The organism is Planctomicrobium stercoris, from assembly GCF_051465655.1.
Classification (GTDB): Bacteria; Planctomycetota; Planctomycetia; order Planctomycetales; family Planctomycetaceae; genus Planctomicrobium.
The window spans coordinates 2841311-2859341 of the sequence record NZ_CP195791.1; the positions used below are offsets into that span (position 1 = coordinate 2841311).

Consider the following 18031-nt stretch of genomic DNA (forward strand, 5'->3'; position numbering starts at 1 on the left):
GATTGCACTTGGTAACTCTCTGGACTCTGGACTCCAATTTGATTGCAGACAGGGACGTCTAAAAATTCTCTTTCAAAGTCACGCTGTTCGTTCAGACTCTTGAGCAGATATTCGACGTTCACAGTGGTGACTTCAAAATGCTCCCGATAGAAATCTATATGGTCCGGAATGATTGCTTTGAATTGTGCCGGCTTTCCGCCGCTCAAGGACCGTCTGGTAACCTGTGACAGTTGTGAACTTGCGATACTGTCCAATCGTCACCTTTGTGTCCGAGGCCTCAAACGCTCGGACTTCTTGATAGAATCTTCGGGCGGGCGGCATGCCATACCGCGGAAGCTCGATGGAGTTCCTGCCGAACGGGGGCCGCGCCAGCGGCAGAGTGGTTTCAATCTCTCCCTTAATGTCCGGGGACTGCTTCACTCCTTGATACTTCTCAAACACATAGGCATAAGCGCTGTTGGAGACAAAGCTCGTCAATTCGGCCAGCGTCACAATACCGTCCGCCGGTTTTCCCAACACCTGTTGATCCTCCTTGCCAGACAACCCCTCCATCAGAAAATGAGTGAAAACCCCTTGGCCTAAATTGGGGTCTTCCACCGCTCGTTGAGTCGCTTTGCACCTGAAAAACGCAGCCATCCCGCCAGGCGGGGGAGGAAGTTTCGGCAGGCATCCACGATCAGCAACTTGGTTGCCGCCGAACATTTTCCGAGTGAGGTGTACAACTCTTCCAGCGGGAGGAGATGATTGGCCTTTTTCAGTTCGTTGGCCGTCTGCGAGCCTGTGACCATGGCACCCGCCGGACAGAAGTAGAATCGGGCCGTTCGGCTGTCAGCATCATCAACCTCATCGAACTGACCCCATGTCCGTGCAGCGAGATCAAGACGGCATCGTCCTCACCCAGGTTGGGATACTCCAGGACGCCACTGATCTGATCGCGAATGTAATCCAGATTCGGTGCCAGGAACGCCTTTCCTGGCTGTCCGGCCATCTCGTGCGTCATTTCGAAGACGGTAAATCCCGCCTGCCGGAGCACGGTGTTCAACTTGGTCGCGTCAGCGACGGAGTGGTTGAGTTTCGGAAGATTGGAGTTGGCGCGATAAGCATTAATCCCCACCACGACGGCGAGCTTTCGCCAGGTCGGAGCGGCCGGCTCCTGAGCCCGGGTCGGAATCACAAGAGCAAGATGGCATATGATCCCCCAGAGAATGGTCTTATGCGAAGAAAACCTCGTGGCCCTGTCTGTCTTGCAATCGAGAATTACCTCCATGATCATGATGCTACCGTTCCCTACGGAAATTCCAAGAGTTTTCCATCATCGACATCAGCAGATTCGTAACGCAGCATTCCCTCATTTCTTCCCGAATTGTCTTTCAGGCGGGTGAATTCGAAGCCTTCGGCAGGAAATTTCCGGAAATCCCGGGAAGAACGAGGCGCAAGCTGTGTTCTCCATTCGAGCAGATCAAGTTAAAGACTTCTGTGACAAAGGGCTTTCATGCAAACTTTCAAGCTACTGGCGATCATCCTCTGTCTTCCTTCCGCGGTCGCAGCGGCAGCGGATGCGATTCCCGATCAGAAGCTGGCGGAACAAGCCTATCAGATCCTGAAAGAGCGTTGTTCGCGTTGTCATGGCGGGTCGGCTCGGCAGGCAGGACTGGATGTGCTCAACCGCGATATTCTCGTTCAGAAACGAGGTGATCCTGGGTCGGAGGTGACATTTATCAGTCCGGGAAGTGTTGAACGCTCGTTGCTGGCCGATTCCATCGAAGGCGGAGAAGATTCATACATGCCACTTTCCGGCTCCCCTGAAGCCGAGACAATGACAACGGAAGAGAAGAAAACGCTGCGGCAATGGATTGCTGCCGGCGCGCCTTTTCCCGAGCGCGCCGTGCGGGAGTTTCTTTCGGAAAAACAGATTTATCAGGCAATGTCCGATTATCTCTCCCGGCTCAGATCCGAAGAGCGGCGGGAAACACGTTTTTATTCGCTGGCAAACCTGTCAAATAACCCCTCCGTGACAGAACTCGATTTACGGCTCTACCGGGCAGCCCTCTCCAAGGCGATCAACAGCCTGTCTCTGGAGAGGGAAATCGTTCTGCCCAAGGCATTGCCAAACACCGGGGATGCCATCTACGCGATTAATCTGCATCAGCTGGGGTGGGATCAGGGGGAACTGTGGAATGAAATCATTAAGTATTATCCATACGGGTTGAAATATGGCTTCGTGAAGGATGAAGAATTGAGGCAGCTTGCCATCAATGTCATGGAACTGTGCGGTGCAGATCTTCCTTACCTTCGTGCTGACTGGTTCATCGTGTCGGCAACACAGCCTCCGCTGTATCACACGATGCTCGATATTCCCGACACGCTGGAAGGACTGGAAACACAACTTCGGCTGAATCTGAAACAAAATTTTCTGAATGATCGTGTCAAACGATCAGGCTATGCCAAGAGCGGAGTTTCTCATCAGAATCGCCTTCTGGAACGCCATACCTCCCCGGGAACTCCTTACTTCTGGATCAGCTATGACTTCCTGCCCCGGCAACCCAAAGCGGATCTGGTTCGGTTTCCCCTGGGACCACAATTTTCAGGACATCCCTTTCCCGATCAGGCCTTTCAGCACGACGGCGGGGAAATCATCTGGAGCCTGCCGAATGGCATGCAGGGTTATATGCTGGTGAATGGGACCGGGAAACGCATTGACGCCGGTCCGGTGGAAGTCGTGTTCGATCGGGCCGCGATTTTGGGGACACCCGCCATCGTGAATGGGATCTCCTGTATGTACTGTCATCGAAAAGGGATGATCAGCGAGTTTCGCGATGAAATCCGGGATGGGGATGCCGTGGGCGGGAATCCCTATCGGAAGGTCCAGGAGATTTATCCACCTCACGAGGAGATGCAGAAGCTGGTCCGCCAGGATGAACAGCTGTTTGTCCGCTCACTTGAGCAGGTCATGGGGCCTTTCCTGCTGGTGGGAGACGATGCCGGGAAATCCGTGGCGGATTTCCCGGAGCCGATCGGCAAGGTTGCGGAACTGTATTCCCGAGATCTCACTCCCCGCGAGGTCGCCCTCGAACTGGGACTGGAGAGAGTCGAAGATTTGACTGCGGTCATTCGAACCAACAGAGAACTCTTGCGATACGGGTTGGGGCCCTTGGCTCAAGATCCCCCAGGAACGTTGAAACGTGAAAAATGGGAAACTCGCGATGGAGCCTCGCTCATGCAGTTTGTCGCCATGCAACTGCGATTGGGAATGATCTTCACGCAGTCCCAATGAGCCTGTGTCGTCGCGTTCATGGAAACGATTACTGATCATCTCAAATCAAACACTTTCGTGAGGATTTTATGCGTCACTTCGTTCTGGCAATGTGCCTCGTTTATCTGGTCTCCTCCTGGCCGACGCGGATGTGTCACGCCGATGATGCCCTTCAGTCGGAACTCGGCTGGCCGGCATCGGATTTTGCCAAAATTATCGACAAATTCGGAGGCGCCTCCGTGGCCGTTGGAGAGTTCTCGCGCGCTGTCCAATTGATGTAAGCGATGCAATAGTGTTGGCGACAAAGGGGTTTCAACAGAAAGTCGGCGCGGAAGACTGAGCGAGTCGGATTCAGTTGAGCCTCTGCGTCCATTCAGATCTGGTCGATCACGCAGATTTTCTGCGAGCGGTCCGAAACTCGAGGCCCTTAATCGCCTCCCAATTCGCGGTGGTTAAAGGCGACAAGAACTCCGCCGACGTCAACCCGCCTTGCGCTCAAACCCCTTCACTAACCCGCCGGCAAATGACTTCACCTCGATCTCATCCAGTCTGAGCTTTTCGACATCCTCCGGTTCTTCCCGGACGGGGGGCAAATGCCCTCGGCACATGTGGCTTCGGTGCCGGTTGTAATAGTCGCTGAACTCCGTGATGAGGTGGTCCAGATGCCGCTTACCAAAGATGATAAATTTTGACAGGCACTCCGATTTGATTGTGCCAACAAACTTCTCGCAGCGTCCGTTCAAATTGAGCGAAGTCTTCGGCAATCTGTTTGTCCTGAGAACATTAGCCTTGAGGGTGTCCGTGAATTCGCGGCTGAACTTGGTGTCACGGTCATGCATCACGATGTCTGGTTTGTGCGCCCGTCCGGCGGTGTCATCAACGAACTTCCGGGTCTGCTCGCAGACCCAGGCTGACGTCGGATGTTCTGTGAATTCAGAAACGATCACTTCGCGAGTCGAAACGCACAGCCAGACGAAGACGTACATCTCTCGGAGGCCTCGTCTGGTGAGGGTCCTCACGCTGAAGAGGTCGGTTGCACAGAGCGGAGGTCGGTGATGCCAGGCAGACTTACGTTCAATTCCCTTCAGTCACTCGGCGACAAGTGACTTTACCCCTGCTGCAGATGGTCACCTGCCGCAGCCCTCGCACGGGTTTGCCCTCCAAGAAGCGATCCCGGTTCACCCAGAGCAGCTCACTGAGAGCTGCGGCATCCCGTCGATCGGTCTTGCAGCGTTTGCGTTCCTCCGGCTGAATGAGGATCACGTTGTGACAACGATAGTCCCGCAGCATGCGAATCAGCCAGTCATTGAATCCGCAGACTTCGACCACAGCGATGAACGGTTCTTCGCTCTGAGCACATCTTCTCGTCAGCTGGTCGAAGAACTCCAGGACCTTCTCAGGCTACGTGGAAACCTGACGAGCCAGCAGGACATCACCCCTCTGGTCGCGAAATGAAACAGTCAGCTGACGGGCATGTTGATCGATACCAAGAAAGAGCATGGCGAGGTTCTCCTGTGAGAAGAGGGATGGGACACTCCCACACTGGAAAATTCCGCTCCCACTTGAAACTGCTCTTTCATCGATATCAAAGGCTCCACTCCGATTTCGATACGGAACTAATTAGAAATCGCCGATTGGCTGTCCGTCTCGTAGGGCGATTAATAGTTCGAACGGGCTGTTTGTTTCGATGCCCGAGCTCAACACGTGAGCAATGTTTTGTGAAACAAATCGAACACTTCCGTCTCCCAGCAGAAACTGAGCGCCCCCAGAGTGGGGACTGCTGAATCCGTTGTAACCGTCATAAGGCGGGACAGATTCATTGATGCGATTATAGCCGCTGCCCAGTGCGCCGCTCAGGGAGTACAAAGTCCCTAAATAAGACCTCCACCTTACCGGAGTGCGTTCATGCTGCTTTGGCGAAGGAGTGTCGCATGTCGAGGTAATGGTTGTTGTTCACTTCGAACCATTCATACGCTTGGTCAATCAGTTCTTCCAAGGTCTGGCAGCGGTGGTTTCGGGTGATCGTCTCGTGCAGGTGCCACCAGACCCGTTCGATGGGATTTGTCTGCGGGGCGTACTTGGGCAGAAAGTGAATTTCAATCCGATGTCTCCATTTCTGCAGGTACGCTTTCACCGCTTGGGAGTCATGGAATTTGGCGTTGTCGCAGATCACATGGATCTTTCGGTAACCCCGCAATCGGAAACGCAGATCGTCCAGGTGAGCCAGGAACTGAACCGTGTTTCGCTGCCAGCGGGGAGGGCTCACCAGCAGCGTCCCTGTGCTCCAGACCAGCGAGCCAGCCACATGGCACTTGCGGTTGTTTCCCGGAGTGACCACCTCCGCCTGTTGGCCTTTCTTCATCCACATGCTGCCGATCTTCGGGTTGAGGTTCAAATCGACTTCATCCTGAAAGACCGCCACCTCGTGGGGAGAAAGATTCTCCAAAAGCTGCTGAATTCCCCGGAATTTCTCAATGTGGTCCGGATCAACCGGACCAACGACCGGTCGAGGTCGACGCCAGGCAAAGCCCAGACGATGCAGTCCCCGGCGAATCATTTCCCCGCTCAGTCGCAGTCCGGTTTCAAAGGCCAGCAGGTGAGCGAGTGTTTCACACGACCAGCGGGAGCGGAAATATCCAAAATCCCGGGGAGTGTGCTCGCTCACCCATCGCAGGACCGTCATCATCCAGGCCGGAACCGGACGCCGGGAAGCCTGCTGCTCCAAAACGGCAGCGACTCTCCCTTCTGCGAACAATTTCAACGTGGTCCTAATCTTCTCAGCGAGTCCTCATCAAACAGCAGCCAATACTGTTCTTCCGGCCCGTCCAAGAGATTGTGGCTCAATGCTGCTGCCACTGCTTCTTCTCGACTATGGAATTCACCGAGGTCACGCAAAGCTGGGTCATCTGGCTCGTCTAGCCAACGATGAGCATACCACAACCTATACGTGCCTTCAGATGGCGTGAGGAAGTAACTTCTCCCACGGCCAGTGAGATTCACTTCGTCTTTATGCAGCAAGTCTGTAACTTGATCGTAGCCCGCCCAAGCCGACTTGATCGGATCATGGTCGGTGCAATCGCAGGCAATTCGCTGCTGCTTGCAGGCAGAGCAGCGTTCAATGTTGCATTCATTTTTGTGGACCTGGCCAATGGCAGCTCTACAGGCTGGGTAAGTAGTCATAGCAGCCCGTTGAATTTCCTTTCTTCGCTTGACAGGTCTGGTAGATTGCCGGTGGTTCGGATTTCAGGCATTCAGGGAGGGTGACCGATGGCGTTGGGGAAGCGGGAGGAGTCGCAGCAGCAGGAGTTCTGGACTCCGACAGCGAGTCTCTCCAGAGGACCGGGGCATGTCTTTTATGACAAGCTTAATCAGGTGCTGGCCAAGGCGGGATTCGACAAGGTTCTCGAGGACCTCTGCTCCCCGTATTATGCCAGCACAGGTCGCATGTCGATCCCTCCGGGCGTCTATTTCCGCATGCTGTTGGTCGGGTACTTTGAAGGGATCGACTCCCAAAGAGGCATCGCCTGGAGATGTGAAGATTCGTTGTCACTGCGAAGGTTCCTGGGCATTCCGCTGGGGAAAGAGACCCCGGACCACAGCAGCCTGACACGCATTCGTGATCGACTCCCGCTGGAGATTCACCAGCAGGTGTTCCAGCAGGTGCTCAGCATCATCGATGAGCACGGTCTCCTGAAGCTGAAATCAACCGGTGTGGACTCCACGTTGCTGGAGGCCAACGCCGCCATGAAAACAATCGTGAGAAAGGACTCGGGCGAAGACTGGAAGGAGTTCCTCAAACGCCTGATGCAGGAGGAAGGGCTGATCGAAGAAGACGATGATCCCAGCGACGATGACCTGCGGAAGTTCGATAAAACCCGTCATCAGCAGGGGAAGAAGAAGGTCTCTAATGCCGACTGGGAATCGCCGTCAGACCCCGATTCCCGCATCGTGAAAATGAAAGATGGCCGCACTCATCTGGGCTATAAAGCGGAACATGTGATCGACCTGGAGAATGAGTTCATCCTCTCCGCCACGGTGTGTCATGGGACGAACAGTGATGCCGGCACGCTCATCGAAAGCGTGGTGAATGCCCAGCAGAACGTGATTCTCGCTGGGAGTCCGGAAGAGATTGAAGAGGTTGCTGCCGACAAGGGGTATCACAAGAACGAGACGATCACGCAGGCCACGCAGCTGGGACTGCGAACGTACATCCCGGAGCCGAACTCACAACACCATCGCAAGTGGATCGACAAGCCGGAGGAGGTCCAACAGGCAGTGCTCAACAACCGCCAGCGGATGAGTCGATCCAAGGGAAAGGACCTGCAGCGTCAACGCAGCGAGAAGGTCGAACGCAGCTTCGCCCATGTGTGTGAAACCGGCGGAGCAAGGCGAACGTGGCTGCGAGGATTGGAGAAGATCAACAAGCGTTACCTGCTCGTGACGGCAGCGAGGAACCTGGGCCTCCTCATGCTCAAAGCATTCGGCATCGGCAAACCCAGAGGATTGCAAAGCGGACAGAGGGCACTGCTGGCACTCTGGGGAACCTGCACGCTGCTCTGGGCCGCCCTGAGAAACCGCCTGCGATCGCTCCAGGCAAGGACAGCTCATCCGATGGCGTTCCGAGACATCAACTGGCAATTGACCCCACAGCGACCACGTACACCCCGGAAACTCAAAATCATGCCAACTTCAACGGGCTGCTAACTTTGTGTAATGGCTTTGTAAATTGTTTGGTGGATGGACTTCTCGGAAATGTTCCGGGAGGAAGCGCAAAAGGCTTAGAGCTAACGCATCAAGTTCTTCCGAAATTAAAACAATTTTGGACATGGCTAAATTGCGGCGGGAAGTATGTCCGATGGGGATCATATATCGGTGGTACAATTGGTACTGCGTATTCAGGGTGGGCGTTGTGTCGTTGGCTTGCTGATGAGGCCTGCGGTCCGGCTGCGCCTCCAGTTGCTCCACCAATGGCCTGCTGTCCTGATAAAACTCCTCCCGATGACATATTCAATACATAGTCGGGGCTTGGTGACTTTTGTGTCTCCGGTGAAATTATGAAATTGAACAGTGCATTGCTGGCGTTTATCGTTGGGCAGACATTATTTGCTGCCTTGTTGGTCATATTTGGTAAAGTGCCACTTTCGCTTTCGTATTTTTTGTACTGCATTGTAGTGATAATGTCTTTGTCTGCCGCTGCGTGGATTGTCTATCGATAGTGATGTAGTAGTGATGTAGTGATGTAGTGATGTAGTGATGTAGTGATGTAGGCTGGATTGAGTGAAGCGAAACCCAGCCTGCTTGGCGTGCCTTTGGCAATTTGGAATGAAGCTCTTTCTTGGAAATGCAACCGCTCACCCCTTTGCGCGAGGACACTCGCTCAAGCTTCGTGCTCTGATGACTTGCGACCATGCTGGATATTTTATGGAGAAGAGTTCGTGTTGGAACCGCAATCTTCAGTCGCGACAGGAGCTCTGGAATTTCGCCTCCAAATTTTGCAGCGATCAAAAAGGCATAACCGTGACCGAGAATATGATTGGGGTCGGAAGTTCGACCGCGGTTTCCATCGGTGATGGAGTCTCCCTGAAAGAGAACGCGGCTATTGGGAGTAAAGATGGCCGGTACAGCAGATCTGGGGGGAGTCTCGGCCCATAATGTCATTGACAGCATGACGATCAGGACAGGACCGGAGAAGTGTGTGCGATTCATGATGTTGGTCTCTCGGGGTTCTGTGTTCATGGGCCGATAGCCCCCTCATCGGGAAGTGCATTTGCCTGACGGCCTGTCATAGGTCTGTCGGCCTGAAGTCCTCTACTTCAGGCTGAGCAGGAAAGTGATCAGATCTCAGAGCCCGCGTCGCCCCAGGCCCCAGACAGTTTCGGCCCGGAGTCGCTCAGGCTGGCTCTTGTCATTCGCAAGTTTCTTCAGCACCTCATCGATCGACTCGCCGGGGACATCGATCAACCTCCGCACTGCTTCCATCCTCAAGGACGCATCTCCAGATAAGGTGATCTCGATCAGCCGTGGGGCCAGTCTCTGCCGCTGTGACGTGCTCAGCATGAGCTGGTTTCATAACCCTTTGTGATCACGATTGGGGAGGGCGAAGCTCCTGCTGAGCCGCATAAAAGGCACGCGTTCACTGGCTTGAGGCTCGGCCGGAGCCTCGCCCTCCCAGTTATGAAACCGCCTCATGGCTGCGGCCAGTTGGTTCAGTACTCCAACGCTGAAACGGGCACATGTCGGTTTTTTCGGTCGGTCGGGCCCCGGGATCTGGCTCCAACCTGAACCACCGACGTTACTGTTCACTGATGGAGCGCATTGAGCGGGTGGCCAGCTGGCCGGTATCGCGAGCAATCGTCAGGCAGTAGGACTGCATATCCAGACAGTTGTCATCGGTCCCGAATGGATCTTCGATTTCCACGCTGGCCTCTTCCATTCCGAACTGGCCCAGGGAAATCACGATCATCAGAAGTGGTGACCACCATCCACAGCGTTCGCACAACACCAGCGGGAGCGTGATCAGGTAGACGAGAATCAGTTGCTTCACCATGACGACGTAGGCGAACGGCAACGGCGTTTTCTGAATTTTCTCGCAGGCCCCCTGTGCATCGACCAGTTTTGATAACTGTTCTTCCATTTGTCGAACTGTCATTGCGTCGATCGTTCCAGCCCGAAACTGTCGACCGATCCAGGCCGAGATCGCTGCAGCGACTCCGGTCGGGGGATTGCCGAACGCAGCGACGGATCGCCGCACAGGTTCCGGCAGATAGTATTCCGTGTCCTCCGTATCGCGATGCCCCTGCAAAGCCCGCCGCAGACAGATCGCGAAACCGGTGACCAGCCCCGCCAGATCCCCGCCTTCTGTCGCATATTCGCTCCCCAGCCGAACCAGATTGCGACTGGCATTGATGATCTGTCCCCAGCTCGATCGTCCCTCCCAATAGCGGGCGTTTGACGAGTTCATGCGGAACACGATCAGGAAACCGAGTAACGACCCGAGAACAGAGTGCGCCACCGGATCGATTCCGAAATACTTTTCATAAAGCCCGGTGCTCAAACCGGCTTGATATGCAAACTGGACCAACGCTGCGTAACTGGTAAAGAGGAGAACTCGTCCCGCCACGCGCGAGAGAGGTGTCCCCTTCCAGCTGAAAGTCGTCTTCCACCAACTGTACCGATTGTATTCGATCATTTGATCTCGTTGCGCATCCTGTCTGAATTCAGCTTCCGCGAGTCGAAAGATCGTAGCGGTGCCGTTCGTTGAATGCCATCTGCAGTCTGTTCAGGACATCTCTCGTGCTCAACGTGTCCCGGATGTTGCGATTCTGATTGAAACCTCCCGTTTTTACGAACGTGGCCTGCTGCGCGGGGTCTGTCGATATCTTTCGACGCACGCAAAGTGGTCGGTGTTCGTTGAGAGCAGGGCCCTGGAATCAAAAGTCCCGCCCTGGCTGAAAAACTGGAATGGGGATGGCAGGTGGGGCTGCCCCCTCGGAGCCGATTCTGGTTCCACCTCTGGGGATCGAGACACGGCAGTCTTCAGACATCATTGCCATCGATGATCCGGAACTGGCCTCGGCCTTGCGGTTCATTCGGCAACATGCCTGTGAGGAGATCAGTGTGGCAGACGTCTCACGAGCGGTCGCCCTTTCCCGCAGCACGCTGGATCGAAGAATGCAGGAAGCGATCGGCCGCTCACCTCATTCGGAGATTCTTCGACTGAAGCTGGAGCAGGTGAAAAAACGACTCCACGAGACGGACCTCTCATTGGAAACAATCGCCAAGCGAAGCGGGTTTCGCCACTCTCAGTCGTTATGTGAGCGCTTCCGTGAAAAGTTGGGTTTGACCCCGGGGCAGTACCGACTCAAAATTCGTGGTGACGAAAAAGGCGAATAATTTTACGACCGCCTGAGTAGCGAAGTTTCTTCGCGGATTTCTACTATTGAAACATCGCGACTGGCAGGCCATCTGCAGTTTTTTTGAGTTTTGGCACGAGGGCTGGTCGAGATCATGAATATCGTGGAAGCGGATCGACTTTGATCATGTTTTTCCTCTCAGTTGTCCAGTGTGCGGTAGGACCTGACGGGTTGCAAAACAATTGATGGCGTCCTGAAATCGTTGTTTCAATACATCGAATTTGAGACTAAACAACAGCCAGACGAGATACTCCCGTCTGGTTCAGACTTCCTGCAGCTTCAAGAGAGAGTAGCCGTCTGCTTCCAGTTGAACATTGTAGAAATGCTGAAATCGGTGCCGAATCTGTGATGGTCTGCCCCCACCCTGCCCTTCCCGCTTCACTCCGAAATCCGTTCATCCCTCGCCCGGACAATTCACTCAGCATGACTCCGCTTCGCCCCATCCTGTTGTCGGTCGTACTCCTGATCTGCTCCCCGGCGATGATGCAGGGAGAAGAACCTTCTCCGTCGTCACAGCAGAAGGCCCCCGCTGCGACACCTGAGTACTCACCAATGTTCGTCGAGGACATGGTGGCAGCCGCCCGGGATGGAGACCCCCAGCGAGGGGCTCTTGTCTTCGCGTCGCCCAAGTTCGCCTGCATTGCCTGCCATAAGGTGGGGGAGCATGGTGGTCGTGTCGGTCCGGACCTGTCCAAAACCGCACCAACCCGACCCCAGCAGCATCTGGTCGAATCGGTTTACTGGCCTCGCCGCCATGTTGAGAAGGAGTTCATGACCCACACTGTGGTGACTGAGGACGGAAAGATTCTCAAAGGCTACCTGAAGGAGGAAACCGACCTTCAGCTGACTCTCCTGGATCCCGCAAACGATCAGACGACCGCAATCGCGCTGGACGATATCGATGAACGAAAAGCTGGAGAGACGTTGATGCCCGAGGGCCTCACAGCCCAGATGAGCCGCCTGCAGCAACAGGACCTGCTCTGCTTTCTGCTGAGCCTGGAGAGAGACGGCGGGATCTCTGCCGAGAATGTCGCTGGGATCTTCAAACATGCCGCATTGCATGCACACGGACCCGCAAAATTCACATATGACTTTGCCCCACAAGTCCCCCAGCACTGGTCGCATCATGTTGAGGCGATCAACGCCCATCGCCTCTACGATTTCTACGACAAGCAGGCGGATTATTTTCGTCTGCAGTCGCCGGTCCCTCCCCTCCTATCCGAATACCCCGGGCTGGAGGGAGAAGGGGGAACAGATGAGTTCCGCAAGGTCGCCAAGGAAGTCGATCCCCGGTGGAATGAAACTGACATCCGTCCGGTTCTCTCAGGAATTTTTCGAGCAGACGGAATTGAAGTTCCTCGCGGTGTCTGTGTCAGGCTGGGCGAGAATGGTGACTTCGGGGCCTGCTTCAACCCGGAAACGCTGTGCTATGACGCTGTCTGGCAAGGAAAGTTTCTGGACTTCCCCGGCGCACGTCGCGGATTCATGGATGGCCTCAAGCCGGGCGGTCAACTGCTCGAAAAGCCGGACTGCAACAAGTTGGGTGAAGACTTCAAGTACCATGGGTTTTACCGCAACGGGAATCGGGTGATCTTCGCGTATCGGATCGGGAACGTGGAATATCTCGACGCTCCCTGGGCCGAAGATGGAAAGTTTCAGCGAACGGTTGCCCCGGCGGAGCACGATCCTTTACGTCACCTCATTCATGGAGGGCCAGCTTACTGGCCGGAAGAAATTGTCTGTCCGGTGGAAATCGGAAACGGCCAGCCTTACGCGGTCGACACCATCCACCTGCCGTTCGACAACCCCCGGAACGACTTGCTGTTCTGTGGCGGAGTGGCGTTCCTGCCGGAGGGGGCTGCTCTCATCTGCACGATGCAGGGAGATGTCTGGCGGGCGGAAGGGTATGCGTTTCCCTCACGCGAAGTCCGCTGGCGAAAGGTGGCTGGCGGTCTGCATCAGGCTCAGGGGATTGTCGTTGGCGATGATGGTGTCTTCGTTCTCGGCCGAGACCAGATCACCAGACTCCATGATTTGAATGGAGACGGCGAATACGACTTCCATGAGTGCTTCTGCAACAGCTATGACATCTCGACGTTTGGCCATGACTATACGCTGGGACTGGATCGCGATGCGGACGGGAATTTCTACACGGCGTCGACCAAGCAAGGACTGCTCAAGATCTCCCGCGACGGGAAAAACGTCACCGTTCTGGCCACCGGCTTCCGGAATCCGGATGGCATCGGGGTGATGGCAGATGGGACGGTCACGATTCCATGTTCGCAGGGAAACTGGACTCCTGCTTCCATGATTTGTGCTGTTCGCCAGACTGAAGTGCCAGCTGGTCAGACTCCATTCTTCGGATTTGGAGGGCCTCGGAACGGCTTGCCTCCGCAACTGCCGCTGGTCTATCTGCCTCGGGGGCAGGACAACTCCAGCGGCGGACAGATCCGCATTTCCAGCGACCGCTGGGGGCCACTCAAGGACTTGATGCTGCACTTCTCCTATGGAATGGCACGGCATTATCTGGTCTTAACCGATGAAGTGGGAGGACAAATTCAGGGGGCGATTGTTCCTATGGTGGGCGACTTCCGCTCCGGGATCCACCGCGGACAGTTCAGCCCGCATGACGGCCAGCTGTACGTCGCCGGGCAAGGAGGCTGGGGAGCCTTTGCGATGGACGACGGATGTTTCGAACGTGTTCGATACACGGGAGATGCTGTTCAACTCCCGATCGGCTTTCATCTTCATGAAAGCGGAATTCGCGTCGATTTTTCAGAACCGCTTGATCAGAAGATTGCATCTCAAGTGGCGAACCAGTTCGCCCAGTGCTGGAACTACCGGTACAGTGCTGCCTATGGGTCTCCGGAGTTTTCTCCTTCACACCCGGGAACCCCTGGACACGACACGCTGGTCATTCAGTCGGCGCACGTCCTTGAAAACGGACGTTCGCTGTTCCTGGAAATTCCTGAGATCCAACCCGTAAACCAGATTCATCTCCGATTGCGGATCGATGATCGCCAGCCGCAGACGCTCTTCATCACGGCCCATCAGCTCGACCAGCCATTCTCGCGGTTCCCTGGGTACAAGAAAGTCGACAAGGTGATTCAGCCTCATCCGATCATTCAGGATCTGGCATTCCAGACAAAACGCGTACCCAATCCGTGGCGACACAAGCTGGAGAATGCACGCAAACTCACGCTGCGCACTGCAGGGAATCTGCAGTTTGATCAGCGAGAGATTGTTGCGAAACCGGGAGAGGTTCTCGAACTCACCTTTGAGAACGCCGACGTCGTCCCCCACAACTGGGCTCTCATCAAACCGGGAAAGCTCGAGGCGATCGGTCAGCTTTCCAACCAGCTGGTTTCGGACCCGGACGCTTACCCGAGACAGTACATTCCAGAGTCGGACGACGTTCTGGCGTATGTCGATATCGTCGATCCCGGAAAAAATTCGACCATCTTCTTTCAACTTCCCCAGGAACCCGGCAGATATCCATTCGTCTGCACATTCCCCGGTCACTGGTCGGTCATGAACGGCGTCCTGTCGGTGACTGCGGAATAGCCCCTGTCTCAGGGGTGTGTGGCGTCGATTCGGGGAGATTTGTCGTTCGGAAGCTGTGTTTATCGCCGCCGGAACGCCCCACTGTCGTAAGATTCGCTCTAGACCAGTTTGGTCTATCATGTGCAGGCGATTCAGCGTTTTCACCGCATGAAAGTTCATATTATCGCCTGCGGAACGTAATAGATTATTGGCAAAACCGCTCTAATGCATGTGTTTCCGTAGAAACCGACAGAGGATGAAGGCTCAACGCGCGTGTGATGCGTCGCCTGATTCGTGGGCTCAGCTTGCAGCATCACTCTTGGTCTGGCGAGTCTCATTTCTCGAGTGGGACGCGCGAAATCGCGTGGTCGGAATTCCAGGGCACGAAGTGTCCGCGAGAACTGCAGTCCGCAGCAAATCCCCTCGTTCCCGTACATCTCTCGAACTGCAATGTCACCCGTCCTGTCTGCTGGGGTTTCTTTGTCTTCTGGCCAGGTGCTCATCTACTCAGCTTCACTTCTTGGTGAGGACCTTCACGACGTCTGCACGCGACAGGGGAAGACTGGTGAGCTTCAGATTTTCCTGTGATTGCTGATAGCGGATGGAAAGTGGAGTCAGTTCGTGCAGATTACTGTCCGTCGCTCCGTGGATCGTCAGGGGAAGCGGATACGCTAATGCGGAAAGACCGCCGACTCCGCCATATTTCAGTGCACCGGGAAGCATCTCGGCTGATGTATTGGTTTTCAGGCCCCCGAATGAGAAGCCGTTCAGGTCAGCCAGCACCAGATCGATCTGCGTGTTCGATGACTGTGCCCGGGAGAGCAAAGCCCAGACGCCGGCGTCTCCGGTTCCAACGAGCGTGACTGTCGAAAATCCAAGCGATTGCAACGACTTCTCGACAGCCTGAATATCTCGAATGCGTTCGGCGAGCAACGTATGGTTGTATCCATAAAGAAATCCCGTGTACTCCACGTCGACCGGATCGGACTCGTGGCTGGGGCTGGGCGTACGCATGCGAACTTCGTAGCGATCTTTGCAGCCAGCGTAATTGCCGGTCAAAAAGAGATCGGCCGAGCAGACGTAGAACCCTGCGCTCAACAGTTGCAGAACCTCTGGCGTAAATTTTCCATCGGCCCCTCGCAGATGGGCTCGTCCTGCCCCGTCCAGCCAGAGTACGACCCGGCCATTGGCCAGGGACGGTTGTGGAGACGCCAGGGTGACCGGCACGCGGGCATTCCCACTGAGTGCAACGAAGTTCCGGACTGAACCCCCAGCCACTTCCGGATGGGTTTCTGTAAAGGGTTCGATGGTGATCAGGCCGTCATTTGGAGGAAGCATCACACGGCAGGCTGTGCCGATGACCTCCTGATATCGTTCGCTGGGGCCAGCGAGAATGTCTTCGAATGTCTTTCGATCCCGCGCTCGGAGCGAGGCCCGCAGGTCCTTTTCATTCAGCGAATCTGCCGGGCGAGGGTGCTCGCCATTGAAGACCGTCATTTCATCCCGCGTCAGGAGAGTGAAATCAGTCTGACGGACCGGCGTGGGCAGGCCCAGATCCAGATGCTTGTTGAACCAGTCGTACATGACCTCTCGAGACACCTGATTGAAATTGTGTCCAAACTGAGGGAACGTTTTCGCATAGACCAGATCTTCGGCTCCGTACAGCGAATAGATCTTACGGAGTTCCGGATATCCCAGCGTTTCGATATTCACGGTCCAGTCTTTAGCTCCGCTCATTGCCATCGGCTTGGGGGCAAAGAGGCCGGCCAGAGCAATATTATTGACCCCCACTCGCAGATAGTCCGCGTTTTCGCAGATGCAGCCACCCTGCATCGCAGTAGAGACCATGACTGCTGGAAAGGCCGCTGTCACTCGAGGATCAACAGCCGTTAGCAGGAATGTCTGGGTGCCGCCGCCGCTGGCACCGGTGATCCCGATTCGATTGGGATCGACATCCGGCAGGCTGGTCACAAAGTCCAGAGCGCGGATCGAGTTCCAGTTCTGCAGCCCCAGATGATTGTGCAGCCACAAAGACGCATCTGTGTCTGAGAGACCGCCGCGATGCGGGAGTGGGCCGTTGTCTGCCACGCCGATCGTATCGTAGTGGAACACCACGCAGCCCATCCGGGTCAGCTGCACCATCCGCGCCTGCAGGTGCGAGGTTGCTCCTGCTTCGAACTGCTCTGCACCGAGTTTGATCAGGTGCTGCACCATATCTGAGTTGTTCTCCATAAATCGTCCGTTGCTCCAGTGCCCGTGAGGATTGAGCACTGCCGGCAGCTTGCCGGGCTTTCCTTTGGGGCGATACAGACTGCCTGTCACATAGAAACCCGGGAGGCTGGCGAAATACACGCGTTCCACTGTGTAGTCACCACGATCCACGAGGCCATGGATGACCGGCTTGAGTTCCTCTTTGGCAGGCATCGGCCAGAGACCGCAGGCGACGAGAACCTGCTCGCGGAGACGCTGAGAGACTTGCTTCCATTCTTCGAGAGTCTCAGGGGGAGTCCACGGATGATAAGCGTCACCGATACTTCGAAACCGGACGGCCCGCTGGTCGGGAACCAGATGGGGACGCAGCAGACTTGCCCAAAGCGCATACCCTTCTGGACTGAGGTACTGTCCATTTGCATCGAACAATTCCTCTCGCGGCGCCCCTTGAGCATTCCGTGTCGGAGCGTCCAAATCCAGAAACGTTTGCAACGGGTCAGTCTCGCAGATGGCTTTGATCTGCGAATTGGTTTCGAGAATCAAAGCTGCCTGTTGGGGACTCTTCGAGTGCGGTGAAATGCCGATGCAGACCAGTGGCGTCGTCGGGAGCGCCTCGTGCAAGCGGGTCACCAGATTCTTAAAATCATCGACGTTTTGCTGCGGAGTTGATTCGTCCCCGATCCCGAACTGGATCACCACTTGCCGGGGGTGATACGGCGCGATGATGCGATCAAAGTTCGCCGCCAGATCTTCAATTGAGAGTTCACTGAACCCATGCTTCAGCAGATCCAGGCCAGGGAATGCGGCCTGGGTGTCCCATGAGCGAATCTTTGTGCCGCCGAGAAGAAGGATTTGTCCCGGAGTCGGCAGATGTGACTGATCAGCGAGCTCAAACGCGGCGACTTCTTCGTCGAAGCTTGCTGGGGCAACTTCCGCTGCGGACAGCAGACGTCTCTCTCCCATTTCAAGGAGCACTCCACTCAACAGGATCAGCAGCAGCATCTTCTTGCGAACCATTTGAAAGTCTCTGTGAAAGAAAAGGGCTCTGTTGTCGAATGTTATTAAAACTCTTTCATGCAGAGCTTCAACGTGCTCTCATGCCTCGAGGCAA

Annotated in this window: 16 protein-coding genes; 5 read left to right on the forward strand and 11 right to left on the reverse strand. The window is 55.3% G+C overall.

The window, feature by feature from the left end; translation table 11 throughout:
- Positions 1-132: 132 nt before the first annotated feature.
- Positions 133-519, reverse strand: coding sequence for a hypothetical protein (locus SH661x_RS11680; RefSeq protein WP_437231084.1), 387 nt, complete (start codon positions 517-519; stop codon positions 133-135).
- A 235-nt stretch (positions 520-754) separates the two neighbouring features.
- On the reverse strand, positions 755-1273 hold the full coding sequence (locus SH661x_RS11685) for a caspase family protein (protein WP_437231085.1): 519 nt from the start codon (positions 1271-1273) through the stop codon (positions 755-757).
- A 219-nt stretch (positions 1274-1492) separates the two neighbouring features.
- Here SH661x_RS11685 and SH661x_RS11690 point away from each other — a divergent pair, with 219 nt between their 5' ends.
- Entirely contained in the window at positions 1493-3274 is a 1782-nt protein-coding gene (locus SH661x_RS11690) for a c-type cytochrome domain-containing protein (RefSeq protein WP_437231086.1), read from the forward strand.
- 68 nt (positions 3275-3342) lie between these two features.
- Positions 3343-3534 (forward strand): hypothetical protein, encoded by a 192-nt coding sequence (locus tag SH661x_RS11695; protein WP_437231087.1) that lies wholly within the window; start codon positions 3343-3345, stop codon positions 3532-3534.
- Positions 3535-3732: 198 nt separating this feature from the next.
- Here SH661x_RS11695 and SH661x_RS11700 read toward each other — a convergent pair whose 3' ends face one another.
- From SH661x_RS11700 to SH661x_RS11720, 5 genes are all read right to left on the reverse strand, one after another.
- Positions 3733-4239 carry an integrase core domain-containing protein gene (locus tag SH661x_RS11700; protein ID WP_437231088.1) on the reverse strand — a complete coding sequence of 169 codons (507 nt, stop codon included), beginning with the start codon at positions 4237-4239 and terminating at the stop codon, positions 3733-3735.
- An 88-nt stretch (positions 4240-4327) separates the two neighbouring features.
- On the reverse strand, positions 4328-4582 hold the full coding sequence (locus SH661x_RS11705; protein ID WP_437231089.1) for a hypothetical protein: 255 nt from the start codon (positions 4580-4582) through the stop codon (positions 4328-4330).
- Positions 4583-4873: 291 nt separating this feature from the next.
- Positions 4874-5119 carry an H-X9-DG-CTERM domain-containing protein gene (locus tag SH661x_RS11710; protein ID WP_437231090.1) on the reverse strand — a complete coding sequence of 82 codons (246 nt, stop codon included), beginning with the start codon at positions 5117-5119 and terminating at the stop codon, positions 4874-4876.
- 37 nt (positions 5120-5156) lie between these two features.
- Positions 5157-6014, reverse strand: a complete 858-nt coding sequence (locus SH661x_RS11715) for an IS630 family transposase (protein WP_437231091.1) — start codon at positions 6012-6014, stop codon at positions 5157-5159.
- Positions 6011-6433 carry a hypothetical protein gene (locus tag SH661x_RS11720; RefSeq protein WP_437231092.1) on the reverse strand — a complete coding sequence of 141 codons (423 nt, stop codon included), beginning with the start codon at positions 6431-6433 and terminating at the stop codon, positions 6011-6013. The genes SH661x_RS11715 and SH661x_RS11720 overlap by 4 nt, the downstream gene beginning before the upstream one ends.
- Before the next feature lie 87 nt (positions 6434-6520).
- Between SH661x_RS11720 and SH661x_RS11725 the strand changes: the two genes are divergently transcribed.
- A complete protein-coding gene (locus SH661x_RS11725) occupies positions 6521-7957 on the forward strand; it encodes a transposase (protein WP_437231093.1) in 1437 nt (478 codons plus the stop codon).
- Between the two features lie 414 nt (positions 7958-8371).
- Here the strand turns inward: SH661x_RS11725 and SH661x_RS11730 are convergent, their stop codons facing one another.
- The 3 genes from SH661x_RS11730 to SH661x_RS11740 all read right to left on the reverse strand — a co-directional run bounded on the left by SH661x_RS11730 (position 8372) and on the right by SH661x_RS11740 (position 10442).
- Positions 8372-8989, reverse strand: coding sequence for a hypothetical protein (locus SH661x_RS11730; RefSeq protein WP_437231094.1), 618 nt, complete (start codon positions 8987-8989; stop codon positions 8372-8374).
- A 105-nt stretch (positions 8990-9094) separates the two neighbouring features.
- Entirely contained in the window at positions 9095-9310 is a 216-nt protein-coding gene (locus SH661x_RS11735; RefSeq protein WP_437231095.1) for a hypothetical protein, read from the reverse strand.
- A 235-nt stretch (positions 9311-9545) separates the two neighbouring features.
- Entirely contained in the window at positions 9546-10442 is an 897-nt protein-coding gene (locus tag SH661x_RS11740) for a bestrophin family protein (RefSeq protein ID WP_437231096.1), read from the reverse strand.
- A gap of 272 nt (positions 10443-10714) precedes the next feature.
- Between SH661x_RS11740 and SH661x_RS11745 the strand changes: the two genes are divergently transcribed.
- Both SH661x_RS11745 and SH661x_RS11750 read left to right on the forward strand, forming a co-directional pair.
- Positions 10715-11146, forward strand: coding sequence for a helix-turn-helix domain-containing protein (locus SH661x_RS11745; RefSeq protein WP_437231097.1), 432 nt, complete (start codon positions 10715-10717; stop codon positions 11144-11146).
- Between the two features lie 443 nt (positions 11147-11589).
- Entirely contained in the window at positions 11590-14730 is a 3141-nt protein-coding gene (locus SH661x_RS11750; RefSeq protein WP_437231098.1) for a DUF6797 domain-containing protein, read from the forward strand.
- A gap of 492 nt (positions 14731-15222) precedes the next feature.
- Here the strand turns inward: SH661x_RS11750 and SH661x_RS11755 are convergent, their stop codons facing one another.
- Positions 15223-17937 (reverse strand): hypothetical protein, encoded by a 2715-nt coding sequence (locus SH661x_RS11755; protein WP_437231099.1) that lies wholly within the window; start codon positions 17935-17937, stop codon positions 15223-15225.
- Positions 17938-18031: the final 94 nt, after the last annotated feature.

Coding starts and splice junctions, on each gene's coding strand:
- SH661x_RS11700 (WP_437231088.1), bottom strand. CDS start 4,239: ATGTACGTCTTCGTCTGGCTGTGCGTTTCGACTCGCGAAGTGATCGTT.
- SH661x_RS11745 (WP_437231097.1), top strand. CDS start 10,715: ATGGGGATGGCAGGTGGGGCTGCCCCCTCGGAGCCGATTCTGGTTCCA.
- SH661x_RS11750 (WP_437231098.1), top strand. CDS start 11,590: ATGACTCCGCTTCGCCCCATCCTGTTGTCGGTCGTACTCCTGATCTGC.
- SH661x_RS11720 (WP_437231092.1), bottom strand. CDS start 6,433: ATGACTACTTACCCAGCCTGTAGAGCTGCCATTGGCCAGGTCCACAAA.
- SH661x_RS11735 (WP_437231095.1), bottom strand. CDS start 9,310: ATGCTGAGCACGTCACAGCGGCAGAGACTGGCCCCACGGCTGATCGAG.
- SH661x_RS11690 (WP_437231086.1), top strand. CDS start 1,493: ATGCAAACTTTCAAGCTACTGGCGATCATCCTCTGTCTTCCTTCCGCG.
- SH661x_RS11725 (WP_437231093.1), top strand. CDS start 6,521: ATGGCGTTGGGGAAGCGGGAGGAGTCGCAGCAGCAGGAGTTCTGGACT.
- SH661x_RS11695 (WP_437231087.1), top strand. CDS start 3,343: ATGCGTCACTTCGTTCTGGCAATGTGCCTCGTTTATCTGGTCTCCTCC.
- SH661x_RS11685 (WP_437231085.1), bottom strand. CDS start 1,273: ATGATCATGGAGGTAATTCTCGATTGCAAGACAGACAGGGCCACGAGG.
- SH661x_RS11740 (WP_437231096.1), bottom strand. CDS start 10,442: ATGATCGAATACAATCGGTACAGTTGGTGGAAGACGACTTTCAGCTGG.
- SH661x_RS11730 (WP_437231094.1), bottom strand. CDS start 8,989: ATGAACACAGAACCCCGAGAGACCAACATCATGAATCGCACACACTTC.
- SH661x_RS11755 (WP_437231099.1), bottom strand. CDS start 17,937: ATGGTTCGCAAGAAGATGCTGCTGCTGATCCTGTTGAGTGGAGTGCTC.